Genomic DNA, 16,644 nt, shown 5'->3' on the forward strand with positions numbered 1-16,644 from the left:
GAGCGGAACCGGCAGCTCCGCCGCTTGCCCACGCTGGGTACGGTCGCCCGGGTGGACGAGACCTCGAGAAGCCGGCAGACCGCGTCCGACTACGTCGCGCGGATGGAGAGCCGGGACTGGCCGGGCCTGACCGAGCTGCTGGCCGAGGATGTCGTCTACGAGATGCCGCAGACCCGGGAGCGCATCCGGGGACGGTCCGCGTTCGTCGGCTTCAACGCGGACTATCCCGGTGACTGGCATTTGCGGGTACGGCGGGTGATCGCCGACGGCCGTGCCGCCGCCCTGTGGCTCGATGTGCGGGTGGGTGACGAGCGGGTGGACGCCTGCGTGTGGCTGGACATGTCGGAACACGGGCTGATCAGCCGGATCGTCGACTACTGGCCCGAGGCCTACGATCCCCCGCCGGGGCGCGAGCATCTGGTGGAGCGCTAGCTGCCCTGGAGAACCTCGCCGTCGGGGATGTGCCGGGGGCCGGTCACGTGGGCCTCGCCCTCGACGACGACGTTCGCGCCGAAGGTGACGTCGCCGTCGACGGTGAGGCGGGTGGCGCGGCGCAGGGACGGCGGGCCGGCCGGGAAGCGCTGCTCGAAACCGGGCATCAGCTTGAACAGCTCGGGGTCGAGGGTCACGACCGGGCCGCGGCCCTCGTAGACCGGCCGCATCTGGCCGTCCTGGCCCAGCTCGTAGGCGTCCGACCGGACCACCAGCAGGTCGTTCGTGGTCTTGACGGGCGCGAAGCGGGTACGCGGGACCAGCACCGGGCGGGCACCGTCGATGGAGCCGATGGCGGCGCCCATCGCCGTCTCGAGCTGGACCACGGGCGTACTGGAAGCGTCTTTGGGGTCGACGGTCTTGTGGTTGACGATGAGCGGGAGAACCGGCGCGCCCGGGTCGTCCCGCTGCAACCGCCGCAGCGTCTCCAGGTCGATCCAGAGGTTGTTGGTGTTGTAGAACCGCCACCGCTCGACGTCGGTGAACGAGGTGTCGCCGTCGGGCACCTGAGCGGTCTCGCGGACCACGACCCGGCCCTCGTGGCGGGCGAGGTGACCGCCCTTGCGGTCGGCCGGCGTGCCCCGGACGACCTCCATCGCGAACGGGACCTGCTCGTCCTCCATCCAGGCGGCGAGCCGCACGTCGACGGTGGCGCCCAGGTTGTCGGAGTTCGACACGAAGCACCAGCGCAGGCCGGCGTCGAGCAGCTCGTCGAGCTTGCCGGAGGCGGTCAGCGCGGTGTACAGGTCGCCGTGCCCGGGCGGGCACCACTCGAGCTCGGGATCGGCCGGCCACTCGACCGGGAAGTGGTCGTCGGCGCGCAGCTTGGGCTCGCGGCCCTGAAGGAAGTCGCTGACGCCGTCGTAGCGTTCGAGCGCGGCCAGCGACGGACCGCGGGTGGCGGCCGAGTTCATCAGCAGCAGCGGCAGGCGCGCGTGGTACCGCTCGCGGACGGCGGTGACCTGGGTGGCGATGATGTCGAGGAAGCTGCGGCCGGGCTTGACCTCGAGCAGGGATTTCGGCCCGGTCAGGCCCATGCTGGTGCCGAGCCCGCCGTTGAGCTTGACCACGACCAGCCGGTCGAGGATCTCGCGGGCCCGCTCGGCCGGCGGCTCGGGCAGGTCCTCGAGCGCGGTCACGTCGTCGAGCGGCTCCAGGTCGTCACCCGAGAGCAGCCCGGCCCGCGGCTGTTCCAGCTGCTCGAGCCGGCGGCGCAGCGCGGCCAGCTCGGCCGGGTGGGCGCCGTCCTTCTCCGATTTGGCCAGCGTCGCCGCCACGTAACCGGGCGTGTCCATGTGATCCTCCGAGATTTGGCAACGTTCCCCATTATCGGGGCTCAGCCCAGACGCCACACCGCGACGGGGTGATTGGGGTCCGCCCGCGGACAGCCGCGCGGCCGAGCGTCATCGATGATTTACGATGCGTCGATGTCCGGAACTTTGAAGCGAAGGCTCGCCCTGGCCGTCGTGGCCGGGGTCGGCGCCACCCTGATCGTCTCGGCCGGGCCGGCCGAGGCGAGCGCGGTGCCGCACATCCAAGGCGGGGAGACCGTGCCGGTCTACTCCTACGAGAACGCCGTCCGGGAAAGCGTCTGGGTGCAGACGCGGCTGGACAACGACGAGGACGGGGTGCCCGACAAGGTCGCCGTCGACATCGTGCGGCCGCGCGAGGCGGCCCAGCGGCACCTGAAGGTGCCGGTCATCCTCGAGGGCTCGCCCTACTACTCCTGCTGCGGGCGCGGCAACGAGAGCGAGCGCAAGCAGTACGACGCCGACGGCACCATCGTCAAGCAGCCGCTCTACTACGACAACTACTTCGTGCCGCGTGGCTACGCGTTCGTCGCCGCCGACCTGGCCGGCACCGGGCGCTCCACCGGGTGCATGGACGTCGGCGGCCGCGAGGAAGTGCTCAGCGGCAAGGCCGTCGTCGACTGGCTGAACGGGCGGGCCGAGGCCACGTACGCCGACGGCACCCCGGCCGTCGCCACCGGCTGGACCAACGGGCGTACCGGGATGATCGGCAAGTCCTGGGACGGCTCGGTGGCCAACGGCGTGGCCGCGACCGGCGTCGAGGGCCTGGAGACGATCGTGCCGATCTCCGCCATCTCGAGCTGGTACGACTACCAGCGCTACAACGGCGTGCCGCGGGTCGAGGACTATCCGGAATACCTTTTCTCGTACGTCAACGGGCGCCCCGCTTCCGCCTGTGCGGCGACGCTCGAGCGGCTGGACGAGGGCAGCGACGACGCGACCGGCGACTACAACGCGTACTGGGCCGAGCGGAACTTCCGGCCGGACGCGCGCCGCGTGCACGCCAGCGTGTTCATCGCGCACGGGCTGAACGACACCAACGTGACGACCGATCAGTTCGCTCAATGGTGGGGCCGTCTCGGCGTACCCAAGAAGATGTGGCTTTCGCAAGCCGGCCACGTGGACCCCTTCGACCTGCGGCGCGCCGACTGGGTCGACACCCTGCACCGGTGGTTCGACCGCTATCTGCAGGGCCTGCGCAACGGGATCGACCGCGAGCCGGCGGTGTCGATCGAGACGACACCCGGTACGTGGGTGAACGAGCGGACCTGGCCGGCCGCCCGCGTGACGTCGCAGCGCATCACGCTCGGCAACGGCGACGGGACGACGGGCACGCTGGGTGGGGGGTCCGGCCGAGCCGTCCGTACGTGGACCGACGCGCCCGCCCTCGACGAGGCCACCGCCGTCGCGAACCCCGGAGCCGCGGTCGCCGGCCGCCTGGCCTTCCTGACCGCACCGCTGACCCATGAGGTTCGCGTCTCCGGCACCCCGTCGGTGACCCTGCGGGTGCGGGTCGACAAGCCGACGACCGAGCTGACCGCCCGGCTCGTCGACTACGGCACCGCCACCCGCGTCAACTACCTGGCCCGCGGCGAGGGCATCACCACACTGGCCACCGAATCGTGCTGGGGCGCCTCGACCACGGCCGACGACGCCTGCTACCGCGACACCGCCCCGAGCCTGACCACTGCCGACCACGCGATCCTGACCCGGGGCTGGCAGGACGCGGCCCACCACGTGTCGCTGCGGTTCACCACGCCGCTGCGGCCGGACCGCTGGTACACGGTGACCGTGCCGATGCAGGCGACCGACCAGCGCCTGCCCGCCGGCCACGTGCTGGGCCTGATCCTGCAGGCCAGCGACAACGAGTACTCGACGCCACAGTCGACCGGCGCCACCATCGGCCTCGACCTGCGCGGCAGTTCCCTGACCCTGCCGCTGGTGGGCCGCCTGCCCCGGCCCGGCGCCAGCGCCCCGGCGGTGTCGACGGCGCCCGCGCCGAGGACGTTCGCCCCGCCGCGATTCGATCCTTTGGTGCCCTGACTCTCCGGCAGCTGTGCGGTCACTGTTGGGGTGCTGTTTCCCAACAGTGACCGCCGACGCAGTTTCCCGTCATACCTCCCGGGTATGCTGCTGCCACGGAACTGATCACCCGTCACCACCAGCGCAGATTTACCACTGTGGGTAGCTGCAGCGGAGCGGAGTGACATCGGCTCCGGGTCGGCCATGGGGAGGTCGCAGTGCCATTGCTCGCGGGAAGATATCGGCTGGGGGAAGCCCTCGGCCAAGGCGGCAGTTCGGTGGTGCACTACGGCTTCGACACGACCCTGAAGCGCCCCGTCGCGATCAAGATCTTCGACGAGTCCGCCACCGACGTTCTGCGTGAGGCCCGTACGGCGGCCGGGCTCAGCCACCCGAACATCGCCCAGGTCTACGACTACGGCGAGGCCGTCGACGGCAGCGACCGCACCCCGTACCTGGTGATGGAGTTCGTCGACGGCGAGACCCTGTCCGACCGGCTGGCCCGCACCGGCGCCCTGCGCTGGCGCCAGGCCGCCGAGATCGGCAAGGAGACGGCCTCGGCGCTGGCCGCCGCCCACGCGCAGGACCTGGTCCACCGCGACGTCAACCCGCGCAACATCATGCTGACCTCCGAGGGCGTGAAGGTCCTCGACTTCGGCATCGCCATCGCCGCCGGCCACAACAGCATCGACATCAGCGGCGCCCTGTGGGGCAGCCCCGCCCACCTGGCCCCCGAGCAGCTGCGCGGCGAACCGAGCTTCCCGGCCGCCGACATCTACGCGCTGGGCCTGCTGCTGTTCGAGTGCCTCACCGGCGCGCGGGCCTGGCCCGGCGCCAGCCTGGTCGAGGTCCTGGCCACCCGCCACGGCCGCCCCGCCCCGCGCCTGCCACGCATCTCCGGCCTGCCGCGCGACATCATCCGGCTGTACGAGTCGTGCACGGCCGAGGACCCGTCGGCGCGCCCCACGGCCCTCGAGGTCGCCGAGGTCTTCCGCGGTTTCGCCCCGACCCCGCTGACCCGCCCGGCCAGCCACATCCCGCCGATCCGCTCCGCCGCCCACCCGGCCCCGCCGACAGTGGCCAGTTCACCGTCCCGCCCGCCGCGCCGCTCCCGCCGCCGGGTCACGGTGGTGGCGTCGGCCGCGGCCGTCGCCGTGCTCCTGAGCATCGTCGGCGTCCAGCTGATCAACGGCACCGGCACCCCCGGCGGCAAAACGGCCGAGGCCGCCGTCGAGGCCACCACGCCACCGGCCACCCCGCCGCGGACGATCAGCCCGACCCCCTCCACCGCCCCGACCACGGAGCCGGCCGAGGAGGAGGAGACGACGACAACGACCAGGTACGGCGGCCGGAAGAGGAACACCACCCACACGAAGGCACCGGCGGCCAAGCCCACTTCCAAGCCGGCCAAGCCGTCCGCAACGCCGTCGAAGTCCCCGAGCAGCGCGCCGGAGACGTCGGAGCCCTCAACCGAGCCGACCCCGACGAAGTCCCCTGACGACACCAAGCCCCCCGTCGAGCCGACCGACGACCCGGCGGACCCGACCACCCCGCCGACCACCGAGGACACCACCCCACCGACCACCAAGCCCGCCGACCCGGTCGACGGCAAGACGGTCGCCTAAGCTTGCCCGACCCAGTCGGTCAGCGTCCGATCGAACAGCTCGGGCAGCTCCTGGTTCCAGAGGTGCCCGGCGCCGGGAACGATCCGCAGCTCGGCGCCGGCTATACCGTCCGCGGCCGCACGTGAGGCAGCCTGGTTGAGTCTGTCCTTGGCGCCGCAGAGCACGAGCGTCCGCGCGCGAACCCGGCCCAGGTCGGGGCGCAGGTCGGCGCGTGACAGCTCGCCCATCGTCCGGAGCAGCTGTTGCTTGGTGACCCCGTCGAAGCTCTTCGCCGGGATCAGCCGCATGACGGCCGTGTGAGGGGTCATCACCCATCGGGGTGGCCGCAGCTGGACGGCCGAGAGGGCCAGACTGGCGACGTCCTCCGGGTGGCGGGCAGCCCAGCGCAGACCGACCATGGCTCCGGCCGAAAGACCGCAGACGTGCACCGGCCCGTCAGCGGCCAGGGCGCGAAGCGCGTCAACCGCCGTGTCCAGCGAGAACGGGCCGGGTGAACGGCCGTACCCCGGAAGGTCGGGAAGGATCAGCCGGATGCGGCGGCCCAGGCCGTCGCGCTGGGGCTGCCACATGCGGTGGTCGTCGCCCGCCCCGTGCAGCAGCACCAGGGGAGGCCCCGTGCGCATCATTCCTGCTTTGCCGTTCTGCTGTGCATTGCGGCCGCCCGCCGCCGCAGCACCGCCGCGTCGTCAGTTCGGCCCAGTGCGCGCAGCGTGTACGCAAGGTTCTCCAGGCGGAGCGCGATGTCCGGATGCCCCTCCGGCAGCGCCGCCTCACTGATCCGCAACGCCCGCTGCCGTAACAGCAGAGCCTCACCCGCACGACCCAGATCCATCAACGTGTACGCGAGATTGTCCAGCCGGATCGCGATGTCCGGATGCCCCTCCGGCAGCGCCGCTTCACTGATCCGCAACGCCCGCTGTTGTAAGGGCAGCGCCTCACCCGCACGACCCGAATCCACCAATGTTTGCGCGAGATTGTCCAGTGGAGTCGCGATGTCCGGATGCCCCTCCGGCAGCGCCGCCTCACTGATCCGCAACGCCCGCTGTTGTAAGGGCAGCGCCTCACCCACACGACCCAGAGCCCTCAGCGTGTGCGCGAGATTGTTCAGGCGGAGCGCGATATCGGGATGTCCCTCCGGCAGCGCCGCCTCACTGATCCGCAACGCCCGCTGCCGTAACGGCAGCGCCTCACCCACACGACCCAGATCTCCTAACGTGTACGCGAGATTGTCCAGGCGGAGCGCGATGTCCGGATGCCCCTCCGGCAGCGCCGCCTCACTGATCCGCAACGCCCGCTGTTGTAACGGCAGCGCCTCACCCACACGACCCAGATCTCCCAACGTGTACGCGAGATTGTCCAGCCGAACCGCGATGTCCGGATGCCCCACGGGCAGCGCCGCCTCAGTGATCCGCAACGCCCGCTGTTGTAACGACAGCGCCTCACCCGGACGACCCAATAGGACCAACGTGTTCGCGAGGTTGTCCAGCCGGAGCGCGATGTGTGGATCCCCGTCGGGAACTACCGCCTCGATGATGGTGAGAGCACGATGCTCAACCTCTAACGCGGCAGCGTGTCGCCCTTGGGTGGCGTAGAAGAACCCCAGCTGGCCTATCAGAATCGCAAAATCGGCATCGGCGAGTTCTTCCGGTACCGCACGTTCTACCGCGTCTATGTGGGGTGCCAACAGTGCCCACTCCGGCCAAGTATCGACCGCCTCGGACGGGCTGCCATCCGGCATTGCCGTGCGCAGCACGGCGATCGCCCGCTCGAGGGCTTGGCCAGCAGCTTTGTCCTGCTTTGCCTGTTCTCGAACGACCCACTGCAAAAGCCGATGCATGCTGACGGTTTCATCCGTTAACGCCACCAAATTGTAGGAGGCCAGAACGGCCAACTCCTGCTCGCTGTGGGGCTCGTCGGCCAGGTAGGCCCTCGGCACCTCGTCGGGGGCGAAGCACGCCAGGAGCCGCAGCATCTCGATGGCGGCCGGCCGCTGCTCGCGGAGCCGGTTCAGCGTGACCAGCCAGACCTGGGCCACCGCCCGTTCCGCCCGGGTGCCGGGTGCGATGGCATTCAGCACGGTCTCCGGTTGGGACCGGAGGCGATCGAGGTAGGCCGCCATCGGGGTGCGGGTCTGGCGGAGATATCCGGCGGCCTGTTGCAGCGCCAGCGGGAGGTAGCCCAGCTCGTCGGCCAGGACGGCCGCCGTCAGCTGATCTGTTTGGCCGCTGCGTTCCAGCAACAGTCGTACGGCCGGCTCTCGGTCCAGCAGCTCCAAGCGTAAGCAACCGTCGAGGAGGTGTTCCCAGTCGAGGTCACGCCGGGTGGTGATCAGGACGTGGCCTGTGTCGAGCTGGGCCAGTAGCTGTTCTACGTCGGCCAGTTCCTCCACGTTGTCGAGGATCAGCAGCCAGCCTGACTGGTTCTGCAGCCAGCCTATCGCCCACGTCGCCGCCTCCAGCGGGGTCGCTGTGACCATCAGGTCGGCGTTCAGGCGGGTGGTCAGGTCGGCCAGGCTTGTCGTGATCGTGTCGGGGTTGTCGCAGCTGATCCACCACCGCACCTGGTAGCGGTCCCGGTGCCGATGGGCGTACTGCAACGCCATCTCGCTCTTGCCGACCCCGCCCAGACCGTGCACCGCCTGCGTGATCACGCCGCGACCGCCGGCCATCACCTCGTCCAGTGCGGCCAGCGCGTCCTCCCGGCCCACGAACAACCGCACGGGCGGCCGGGGCAGGTTGGTCAACCGCCCCACGATGTCCGGTGCCGCTGACGGCCGGCGCAGTTCGATCCGGCGGGCGTCGACGCGGGCGCCGTCGCCGGTGACCGCCACCCCGCTGATCGTCTGGGCCGCCAGCGAGCGTGGGCCCGGCGGGGAAGCCGTCATCGGGTGATCTGTGCGCCGTCACCGGTGACGGCCACGCCGCTGATCGTCTGCGCGGCGATCGAACGCTCACCGGACGCGGTCACCGTCACCCCGGCCTCGGCGAGCAGGCCCCGAACCTCGGCCGCCAGTTCCGGATCGGCATTGAGCGCCTTACGGACCTGCACCCGCAGGGCCGCTACCCGGTCCTCGTCGGAGACGTCCTCGGCCAGATCGGCCACCGCTTCCTCCACTCCGGCGGCCGAACGCCCGCGGTTCAGGAACCGCTGCAACAACCGGCCGCCCAAACCCACCGTAGAGTCGGCCGCCGCCTCCTGGACCCGCTCGACCACCGCGGCCCCGTACGCGCCGACCGCCGCCGAGACGTACGGCACCACCGCCGCCGTCACCGCCGCCACCTCAGGATCCATGCCTGCCTCCCAGCGTCGAGCGAGTCGTCACCATGAGTAAAGCCGCCTCGGTCAAACGGGCGGGGCTGTGGTGTAGACGGTGGGGTCGCCCTGCTTGAGCCAGATCTGGGGGTGGTCGATGGGGGTGAAGGCGCGGTCTCCGCCGGGCTCTCTGGTCGTGGGGACGGTGTCGCCGTTGGGCTGGTGCATGATGAAGTTGATCGGCTTGGTGTCGTCCTTGAGAGGGATGTCGTACGAGGCCCAGCCGTTCTCGACGCGGGTCGGGGGCCACGGCTTGTCCCAGGCGATCTGGGCCAGGGTGGCCGGGTCGACGGCGTCGCCCCACAGGTGCAGGCCCCAGCCCGTGTAGTCGCCGGCCGGGCGGTAGTAGTGCACCGTGGCCGTGGTCAGCGGCGGGCGGGCGTAGCGGACCGTGCGGACCGCGCTCACCGCGGACGGCTCCCGGAGCACCGCCCGGTAGCGGATCTGGGTGCCGGCGGCCAGGTTGAGCGGTGTCAGGTCGTCGAAGACCGTGTACGCGGGGGACGAGTCGTCGCGGCCGATCGTGGTCCAGGGGGCGCCGGCGATGCTGCGTTCGAAGCGGACCACGTGGCCCGCGCGTTCCGGGTCGGCCACGGCTCGGACCTCGACGGTGCCGCGGACGTTGGCGGCCTCGGCCGGGGCCTCGATGGTCAGGGACGGGGCCGGGACCCGGGCCGTACGGGACGAACTGGTTCTGCTGTGGCCGGCGTTGTCGAGGACCACCGCGCGGTACTGCACGGCTGCGCCGGCGGGCAGGCCCGAGACGTCGTGGAAGACCTGGTAGGGGGCGTTGTCGTCGGTGCCGATCGGCTGCCAGCCGCCGCCCGCCGTCCGGGCGTAGAAGGTGACCTCGGCGAACGACGAGCCGGCGACGGTGGCCGGGACGCGCATGCGGCTGGGCGACTCGGACGGGGTGGGCCGGCCGAGCGACACCGCGGGAGCCGCCTTCGAGGGCGGGACCCGGCCGGACGAGGCGTAGACGACCGTGGACAGTGGCGGCACGGTGACGGTGATCGTCCGGTCGCCTGCCGACCGGACGGTGGCGGGGCCGGAGCCGTACACACGCTGGAAATCGCCCTTGGCGAAGTAGGTCGGGACGGCGGCCGTGCGGGGCTGCTCGCTGTTGTTGAGGGCGACGACGTATTCGCGCTGGCCGGTGCGGGAGAACGCGTAGATTCCGGGGCCCTCGTCGGCGTAGCGGTGCTGGTGGGCGCCGTCGCGCAGCGCGGGGTGCTCGCGGGTCAGGGCGGCCAGGGCGGCGATGTCCCGGTAGAGCGGGTGGGTGCTGACGAAGTTGTCCTGCGCGTGGGTGGCGGTGGTGCCGAGCAGGTCGTCGTCGAGGTAGTCGGGCACGCGGCTGGCGAACAGGGTCTGCCGGGCGTCCTGGTCGCCGCCGGGGCCGGTGAAGCCCTGTTCGTCGCCGTAGTAGACGACCGGGTTGCCGCGGGAGAGGTACATCAGCTCGTGCGCGAGCCGGTCGCGGGCGACCCATTCGGCGTCCCCGGCGCCGGGGTTGTCGGCCCGCACGAACGAGCCGATCCGGCCCATGTCGTGGTTACCGAGGAAGGTGGGCAGCTGGTAGACGTTCGAGTCGGCGTCGGTGTACCAGTCGTCGGCGGCGAAGAACGAGCCCAGCGCGGACGCGGGCTGGCCGCGTGAGGCGAAGTTGCGGGCCGCGTCCTGGAACGGGAAGTCGAGCACGGCCTGCATGCGGTCGCGGGTGGTGAACTGCGAGGTGAAGCTGCGGGAGGTGTCGAAGACCTCGCCGAACATGAAGAACTCGGGCTTGCCGTGCTTGCGGGCGAACGACAGCACCTCGGGACCGAATTTCTGCCAGAACTCGTCGTTGACGTGCTTCATGGTGTCGATCCGGAAACCGTCGACGCCGAAGTCGGCGATCCACTTCTCGTACACCTCGGTCATGCCCTTGACCACGCGCGGGTGCTCGGTGAACAGGTCGTCGAGGCCGAAGAAGTCGCCGTAGAGGGAGTTCTCGGCGGTGAACGTCGTGTCGCCGCGGTTGTGGTAGAGCGTGACGTCGTTGAGCCAGGCCGGGACCTTCAGGTTCTGCTCGGCCGGGTCGAGGACGGGAACGTACGGGAACGACTTCTTCGGGTCCAATGCCGGGAAGGTCGCCTTCCCGGCGTAGTCACGATCGTCGAACGGGCGGCCCGCGGCGTCGCGATAGGGCGAGACATCTTTCGAGACGTACGGCTGGCGCGCGCCCGACTCGTACCCGATGACGTCGGCGGTGTGGTTGGTGATGATGTCGAAGTAGACCTTCATGCCGCGGGTGTGCGCGGCGTCGACCAGCGACCGCAGTTCGGCGTTGGTGCCCAGGTGCGGGTCGATCTGGGTGAAGTCGGTGATCCAGTACCCGTGGTAGCCGGCCGACGGGCCGTCCTCCAGCTGCACGGCCTTGTTCTTGAAGCTGGGCGTGAGCCAGATCGACGTGGTGCCCAGGCCCTGGATGTAGTCGAGGCGCCGCAGCAGCCCGGCCAGGTCGCCGCCGTTGTAGAAGCCCTTGCGGGTGGGGTCGAAGCCGGAGACCAGCGGATCGGCGCCGAGGCCGCCCTGGTCGTTGGCCGTGCTGCCGTTGTCGAAGCGGTCGGCCATGACGAAGTAGAAGTTCTCGTCGGTCACCGGCGCCCGCAGCGAATGCCGTCCCGCAAGCCCACCGCCGCCGGGCCCACCGGCCGTGGCCGGCGTGCTGAGCGCGGTGGCGGCCAGAACGGCGGACGTGAGTACGGCCAGGCCTCGTCGTAAGCGCATGTCATCGACCGTAATGGATGATCAGGTCGGCCAGCAGCAGAATGTCTGATGCATTCGCTATCCCCCAAGCGCGTGATTAGGCGCCGCGATGGTTGACCCCGGACAAGCAACGTTCCAAGACTGGCTGCTTGAACCGGCCTCTCCGGGAAGGTCACTGTGACGCTCACGCTCACCCACGCCGTGGACAACGCGACAGTCGAACTGACCGTGCGCGGCCAGTGGACCCGCCGCACCGCGGTCGACGTCCATCAGGCGCTGTGCAACGGGCTCGCCGAGCACCCCTCGGCGATCATCATCGACCTGCGGGAGATGAGCGATCTGGACTGCCGCAGCGCTCCCACCTGGATCGCGGCCAGCCAGGCGGCCATGACGCTGCAACCGCCGGCGAAGGTGGCGATCTGCGCCCCGCCGACCCGGCGGCTGGTGAAACGACTCCGCCAGCTGGGCTGCGCCCGTTTCATGTCGCTGTTCGTCAGCGTCGATCAGGCCCGCTCGGCCGTGACCGGCGCGCCGCCGCTGACCGACCGTCTCCAGCTGCGCTGGATGCCACCGTACCTCGACGCGCTGGCCTCCGTTCACGACCTGATCGCGCTGGCCGGCCGCGCCTGGGGCGTCCCCGCGCTGGCCGGCGCCGCCCAGGACGTGGCGCGTGACCTGGTCGAGGACTCGCTGGCGTTCGCCGGCACGGCCATGCTGTTCACCGTCTGCCGCCGCCGCAGCAGCCTCTACCTGGCCCTGCGCGACCGCGACCCCACCTTGCCGCCGCTGCGGCGGTCGACGGCGCGGCTGCCGGTCGTCACCGCCCGCAGCTACGTCTGGGGCGCCTCGGCGCTGCACAACGGCAAGGTGGTCTGGGCCGTCGTACGGCCGGCCGTCAGGTGAGAAGAGCGGCTGTCGGGCCGAGCGCGCCGGTCGCCGCTTACGCGCCTCCGCCTATGACGTGGGGTGTATTCAGGGATCGACGACCATGATCCATAATCTCCGGATGCTCGTCGCCCCCGTGCTGGAGTTGCGCTCGGTCACCCGAACCCACGGTTCGGGCGAGACCATGGTCCGCGCGCTCGACGACGTGTCGGTGTCCGTGTCGCCCGGAGAGCTCGTCGCCATCATGGGCGCCTCCGGCTCGGGCAAGTCGACCCTCCTGGCCATCGCCGGCGGCCTCGACCGGCCGACCAGCGGTGACGTGCTGGTCGAGGGGGCGTCGCTGGCTTCGATGTCGCGCAAGGCGCTGGCCAAGCTGCGCCGCGACAGCGTCGGCTATGTGTTTCAGGCGCTCAACCTGCTGTCCAGCCTCAACGCGATCGAGAACGTGATGCTGCCGCTGGAGCTGGACGGAGTCGGGGTGCGGGCCGCGCGACGGGAGGCGGTCGGCGCCCTGTCGGCGGTCGGGCTGTCCGGTCTGGAGAGCCGGTTCCCCCACGAGATGTCCGGTGGCCAGCAGCAGCGGGTGGCGATCGCCCGTGCCCTGGTCGGCCGGCGCCGGCTGGTGCTGGCCGACGAGCCGACCGGCGCGCTCGACACGGCGACCGGCGACGCGGTGCTCAGGCTGCTGCGTGAGCGGGTGAACGCCGGCGCCGCCGGAGTGCTCGTGACCCATGATCCCGGGCACGCGCGGTGGGCCGACCGGGTCGTCCACCTCCGCGACGGACGGGTCGTCAGCGGCGCCACGGCGGTGACCGTGCCGATGCTGGTGATCCCGGCCGGCCGGGCGCGATGAGGTCCTGGCGGCCCGCGCTCCGCATCGCCCGGCGCGAGGCCCTTGCCCACAAAGGCCGCGCTCTCCTGGTGGCTGCCCTGATCGCGATTCCGGTTCTGGCCCTGTCGTTCGGCGCCGCGACGTACGACATGTTCACGCTCCGGCCCGGTGAGACCTACGCCCGGGAGGGCGGCCGGTCCGACGCCGTCCTGGTGTGGCGTTCCCGCAAGGCGATCGAGCAGGACTGGCGGGCCCGTGTCATCAGCAGCCCCGGCGGGGACATCGAGGCGCCGGCGGGCGTGACCGACCGGTCCGTGCTCGGCCTGCTGCCGCCGGGAAGCGCTGTCGTGCCGCTGGACGAGGGCTATCTCGTGGTCCGTACCAGGAACGGCGCCGGCGGCATCGAGGCCTTCGCGACGAACGCCGCGGATCAGCTGACCCGGGGCATCGTCTCGATCGTGTCGGGGACGGCTCCGGCCGGGGCCGGCGAGATCGCGGTGTCCGCGGCGGCGGCCGACCGGCTCGGGGTGCGACCGGGCGGCAGTGTGACCACACCCGACGGCGCACAGTCGTGGCGGGTGACCGGCGTCGCCGAGTTCCCGGCCGACCTGAGCGAGCGACTGCTCTTCGCGGCCGGCGCGATGCCGGCCGCGGTCCAGAACCGGCAGCCGACCCGGTGGCTGGCCGCCGTCGCCTCGCCGATCACCTGGGACCGGGTGCCGGACTTCAACCGCAAGGGCGTCTCGGTCGCGTCCCGCGCCGTCTACGCGAACCCGCCGAAGGCGGAGGCGGCGGCGGACCGGCCGGCCGGCATCGACATGGCTGTTCTCGTGGGCGGTCTGGGCGTTCTCGAGGTGGTTCTGCTGGCCGGGCCGGCCTTCGCGGTCGGCGCCCGGCGCCAGCGGCGGGAGCTGGCCCTGGTCGCCGCGAACGGCGGCACGCCGGCCCACCTGCGCCGGATCGTCCTGGCCGACGGTGTGGTCCTGGGCGGGCTGGGCGCGGCGGCCGGGGTGACGATCGGCGCCGTGGCGGCGCTGGCGCTCCGGCCCTTGATCGAGACGTCCCTCATGCACGAGAGGGCCGGCGGGTACCGGATCTTCCCGTCCGCGCTGCTGGCGATCTCAGCGCTGGCCGTCGTCACGGCGGCGCTGGCGGCGCTGGTTCCGGCGATCACGGCGGGACGCCACGACGTCGTGCACGGCCTGACCGGCCGGGCCGGCGTGGTGCGGTCGCGGCGCCGGTGGATCGTGGCCGGGGTGGCGCTGCTGGTCGTGGGCGGAGCGCTCGCGGTGGTCGGCGCGGTGACCGCCTCGCCGGCGGGGATCCTGGTCGCGGTGGTGGCCCTCGAAGCCGGACTGGTCCTGGTCACGCCGGGGATCATCGGGTTGCTCGGCCGGATCGGGCATGTCCTGCCGCTGCCGTTGCGGATCGCGCTGCGCGACACGGCACGGAACCGGGCATCGGCGGCGCCGGCGGTCGCGGCGGTCATGGCCGCGGTCGCGGCGAGCGTGGCGATCGGCATCTACTTCACCAGCGCTGGGCTGGCCGCGGTGGACAACTACCGTCCGGGCATCCCGGTCGGCGCGAGCTACGTGAACTTTCTGGGCGAGCCGCCGGCCGGCGGGATGCCGGCCGCCGTCGCGGCGGTCCGGAGCGCGCTGCCCGAGTCGCCGATCGTCGTCGTCAACGGCTACCGCTGCGGCGGCTCCCGGACGGCCGGCGCCACGTGCTCACTGGAGCGTGTCCTGCCGCGGGACCAGCGGTGCTTCCTCGCCGAGGTGAGCACGCCCTACACCTCCGATCAGCAACGCCGGGCCCTGGCCGACCCGCGCTGCGACGCCGACAGCGGCCGGGTCCGCGTCGGTGACGGCGTGACCGAGCAGGTCGGCGACGCCGACTTCCTCGACAGGGTGCTGCGGGTCTCGGGGTCCGACCGGCGGGCGGCGAAGGCGGTGCTCGACGCGGGCGGCGTGGTGGTGCGCGACCGGCGCTACGTGACCGGCGGCCGGATCACGATCGCGGTCCGGGACTCGCGCCGGCCGGGTTCCGGCCAGGACGTGCCGGACGAGAAGCTGCCCCGGATCCAGGCGCCGGCCTACGTGGTGACCTCGGGCGGCGGGCCGGAGGATCTGGCGGTCTACTCCCCCGGCCTGATCCGCCGGCTCGGCTTCGCGACCGTTCCGGCCGGGCTGATCGCGCTGCCGGCCGGCGGCGGGGCGGGCGTGCTCGATCAAGCCGGCGAGGACCGGCTGCGCGCGGCGCTGCTGCCGGTCTCCCTGCCGGCGGCGGCCAACCTGGTCATCGAGCGGGGCGCGCGAACCACCACGGATCCGCGGCTGCTGATCGCGGCGGTGGTGGCGTCGTTCATCACCATCGGGGCGACCTTCATCGCGACCGGGCTCGCGGCAGCCGACGGGCGGGGCGACCTGGCGACGCTGGCGGCGGTCGGCGCGGCGCCGGGCCTGCGCCGATGGTTGTCGCTGACCCAGGCCGGCGTGATCGCCGGGGTGGGCGCGGTGCTGGGCACGGTGGCCGGTGGCGCCGCCTGCCTGGCGGTTCTGGCCGCGTACAACCGGTCGACGGCCGGCGCCTACCCGGTCGTCGTGCCGTACCCGCTGGAGATCGCCTGGCCGAACGTGGCCGCCGCGCTCGGCGTGCCGCTGATCGCGATGGCCGGCGCCGGCCTTCTCACCCGGTCACGCCTTCCCGTGGAACGGGCTACGGAGTGATCGCCCGTTCCGCGGCCTCGGCCACCGCCAGCAGGGCAGGGTCCTCGAAGATCGGGCCCTCGAGGGTGAGGCCGACCGGCAGCCCCTCGCTCGTACGGCCGGCGGGCAGCGACAGCATGGGCCCACCGGCCACCGTTCCCGGGGCGGCGTTGCGGATCGCCGTGGCGAAGGCCGGCACGGGGCGGCCGTTGTGCTCGAAGGTGACGCCCTCGCCGACCAGCGGCGGCGGCGACGCCTTGGAACATCTCCGCGTACGCCTGCCGCAGCCGCCAGCGCTGGGCCCGATGCCCCTCGTAGCCGGCGGCCGGGACGGGCTGGCCGACCATGATCTGCACGTTGCCCTTGACGTCGGATGAGGCCACGAGATCGAAAGAATGGGTGGTACGGGCCCGCAGGAGCCGCACGAAGAGCACGATCGGCAGGCCGGCCTCACCGGCCGGGGCCAAGTCGTCCTTCAGCTCCACCTCGACGAGGTCGGCCCGGCGGCGGCGAGCTTGTCGAGCGCGGCCGTCAGCACCGCGCCGGCCCGCGGGTCGATGTCGTCGAACCGGCCGCGCGGCACGCCGAGCCGGACGCCGGCCAGGCCGGACAGGTCGAGGGCGGGACGTGAGCTGGTGATGACCCGGTCGATCCGGCGCACGTCGCCGACCGTGCAAGCGTGCGGGCCACGGGGCGGGGTCACGCCG

13 protein-coding genes are annotated in these 16,644 nt (G+C 71.9%); 6 read left to right on the forward strand and 7 right to left on the reverse strand.

Annotated features, from left to right (window positions below; translation table 11 throughout):
* Positions 1 to 51 precede the first annotated feature (51 nt).
* Positions 52 to 432, forward strand: a complete 381-nt coding sequence (locus AB0C26_RS31795) for a nuclear transport factor 2 family protein (RefSeq protein ID WP_360254997.1) — start codon at positions 52 to 54, stop codon at positions 430 to 432.
* Here AB0C26_RS31795 and AB0C26_RS31800 read toward each other — a convergent pair.
* Positions 429 to 1,787, reverse strand: a complete 1,359-nt coding sequence (locus AB0C26_RS31800; protein WP_360254999.1) for a UTP--glucose-1-phosphate uridylyltransferase — start codon at positions 1,785 to 1,787, stop codon at positions 429 to 431. The two genes, AB0C26_RS31795 and AB0C26_RS31800, sit on opposite strands and share 4 nt — an antisense overlap.
* A 132-nt stretch (positions 1,788 to 1,919) precedes the next feature.
* Between AB0C26_RS31800 and AB0C26_RS31805 the strand changes: the two genes are divergently transcribed.
* Together AB0C26_RS31805 and AB0C26_RS31810 are read left to right on the forward strand one after the other, a co-directional pair.
* The gene (locus AB0C26_RS31805) at positions 1,920 to 3,845 is read left to right on the forward strand and encodes a Xaa-Pro dipeptidyl-peptidase (protein ID WP_360255001.1); all 1,926 of its coding nucleotides are present in this window, start codon (positions 1,920 to 1,922) and stop codon (positions 3,843 to 3,845) included.
* A gap of 197 nt (positions 3,846 to 4,042) precedes the next feature.
* Positions 4,043 to 5,449 (forward strand): protein kinase, encoded by a 1,407-nt coding sequence (locus AB0C26_RS31810; protein WP_360255003.1) that lies wholly within the window; start codon positions 4,043 to 4,045, stop codon positions 5,447 to 5,449.
* Here AB0C26_RS31810 and AB0C26_RS31815 read toward each other — a convergent pair.
* From AB0C26_RS31815 to AB0C26_RS31830, 4 genes are read right to left on the reverse strand one after another with little or no spacing between them, the layout of a single operon-like run.
* Positions 5,446 to 6,072, reverse strand: coding sequence for an alpha/beta fold hydrolase (locus AB0C26_RS31815; protein ID WP_360255005.1), 627 nt, complete (start codon positions 6,070 to 6,072; stop codon positions 5,446 to 5,448). The two genes, AB0C26_RS31810 and AB0C26_RS31815, sit on opposite strands and share 4 nt — an antisense overlap.
* A complete protein-coding gene (gene fxsT / locus AB0C26_RS31820) occupies positions 6,072 to 8,279 on the reverse strand; it encodes an FxSxx-COOH system tetratricopeptide repeat protein (protein WP_360255007.1) in 2,208 nt (735 codons plus the stop codon). The genes AB0C26_RS31815 and fxsT overlap by 1 nt, the downstream gene beginning before the upstream one ends.
* Before the next feature lie 50 nt (positions 8,280 to 8,329).
* Positions 8,330 to 8,740 carry a hypothetical protein gene (locus AB0C26_RS31825; RefSeq protein ID WP_360255009.1) on the reverse strand — a complete coding sequence of 137 codons (411 nt, stop codon included), beginning with the start codon at positions 8,738 to 8,740 and terminating at the stop codon, positions 8,330 to 8,332.
* A 51-nt stretch (positions 8,741 to 8,791) separates the two neighbouring features.
* Positions 8,792 to 11,533 carry an alpha-amylase family glycosyl hydrolase gene (locus AB0C26_RS31830; RefSeq protein ID WP_360255011.1) on the reverse strand — a complete coding sequence of 914 codons (2,742 nt, stop codon included), beginning with the start codon at positions 11,531 to 11,533 and terminating at the stop codon, positions 8,792 to 8,794.
* 156 nt (positions 11,534 to 11,689) lie between these two features.
* Between AB0C26_RS31830 and AB0C26_RS31835 the strand changes: the two genes are divergently transcribed.
* The 3 genes from AB0C26_RS31835 (at position 11,690) to AB0C26_RS31845 (ending at position 15,958) form a co-directional block, all read left to right on the forward strand.
* A complete protein-coding gene (locus tag AB0C26_RS31835) occupies positions 11,690 to 12,415 on the forward strand; it encodes a hypothetical protein (protein WP_360255013.1) in 726 nt (241 codons plus the stop codon).
* A 103-nt stretch (positions 12,416 to 12,518) separates the two neighbouring features.
* Positions 12,519 to 13,250 (forward strand): ABC transporter ATP-binding protein, encoded by a 732-nt coding sequence (locus tag AB0C26_RS31840; RefSeq protein WP_360255015.1) that lies wholly within the window; start codon positions 12,519 to 12,521, stop codon positions 13,248 to 13,250.
* Positions 13,251 to 13,318: 68 nt separating this feature from the next.
* Positions 13,319 to 15,958, forward strand: coding sequence for an FtsX-like permease family protein (locus AB0C26_RS31845; protein WP_360255017.1), 2,640 nt, complete (start codon positions 13,319 to 13,321; stop codon positions 15,956 to 15,958).
* Here AB0C26_RS31845 and AB0C26_RS31850 read toward each other — a convergent pair.
* Positions 15,948 to 16,136: an amidase family protein gene (locus AB0C26_RS31850; RefSeq protein ID WP_360255019.1), complete on the reverse strand. Its 189-nt coding sequence runs from the start codon at positions 16,134 to 16,136 to the stop codon at positions 15,948 to 15,950. The genes AB0C26_RS31845 and AB0C26_RS31850 overlap by 11 nt on opposite strands.
* A 276-nt stretch (positions 16,137 to 16,412) precedes the next feature.
* Positions 16,413 to 16,598 carry a hypothetical protein gene (locus tag AB0C26_RS31855; RefSeq protein ID WP_360255021.1) on the reverse strand — a complete coding sequence of 62 codons (186 nt, stop codon included), beginning with the start codon at positions 16,596 to 16,598 and terminating at the stop codon, positions 16,413 to 16,415.
* Between the last annotated feature and the right edge of the window lie 46 nt (positions 16,599 to 16,644).

The organism is Actinoplanes sp. NPDC048796 (assembly GCF_040650035.1).
Classification (GTDB): domain Bacteria; phylum Actinomycetota; class Actinomycetes; order Mycobacteriales; family Micromonosporaceae; genus Actinoplanes.

What these genes read in the sequence shown, in the direction of transcription:
- AB0C26_RS31800 (WP_360254999.1), bottom strand. Translation starts at nt 1,787, where the DNA reads ATGGACACGCCCGGTTACGTGGCGGCGACGCTGGCCAAATCGGAGAAG.
- AB0C26_RS31805 (WP_360255001.1), top strand. Translation starts at nt 1,920, where the DNA reads ATGTCCGGAACTTTGAAGCGAAGGCTCGCCCTGGCCGTCGTGGCCGGG.
- AB0C26_RS31815 (WP_360255005.1), bottom strand. Translation starts at nt 6,072, where the DNA reads ATGCGCACGGGGCCTCCCCTGGTGCTGCTGCACGGGGCGGGCGACGAC.
- AB0C26_RS31825 (WP_360255009.1), bottom strand. Translation starts at nt 8,740, where the DNA reads ATGGATCCTGAGGTGGCGGCGGTGACGGCGGCGGTGGTGCCGTACGTC.
- AB0C26_RS31830 (WP_360255011.1), bottom strand. Translation starts at nt 11,533, where the DNA reads ATGCGCTTACGACGAGGCCTGGCCGTACTCACGTCCGCCGTTCTGGCC.
- AB0C26_RS31840 (WP_360255015.1), top strand. Translation starts at nt 12,519, where the DNA reads ATGCTCGTCGCCCCCGTGCTGGAGTTGCGCTCGGTCACCCGAACCCAC.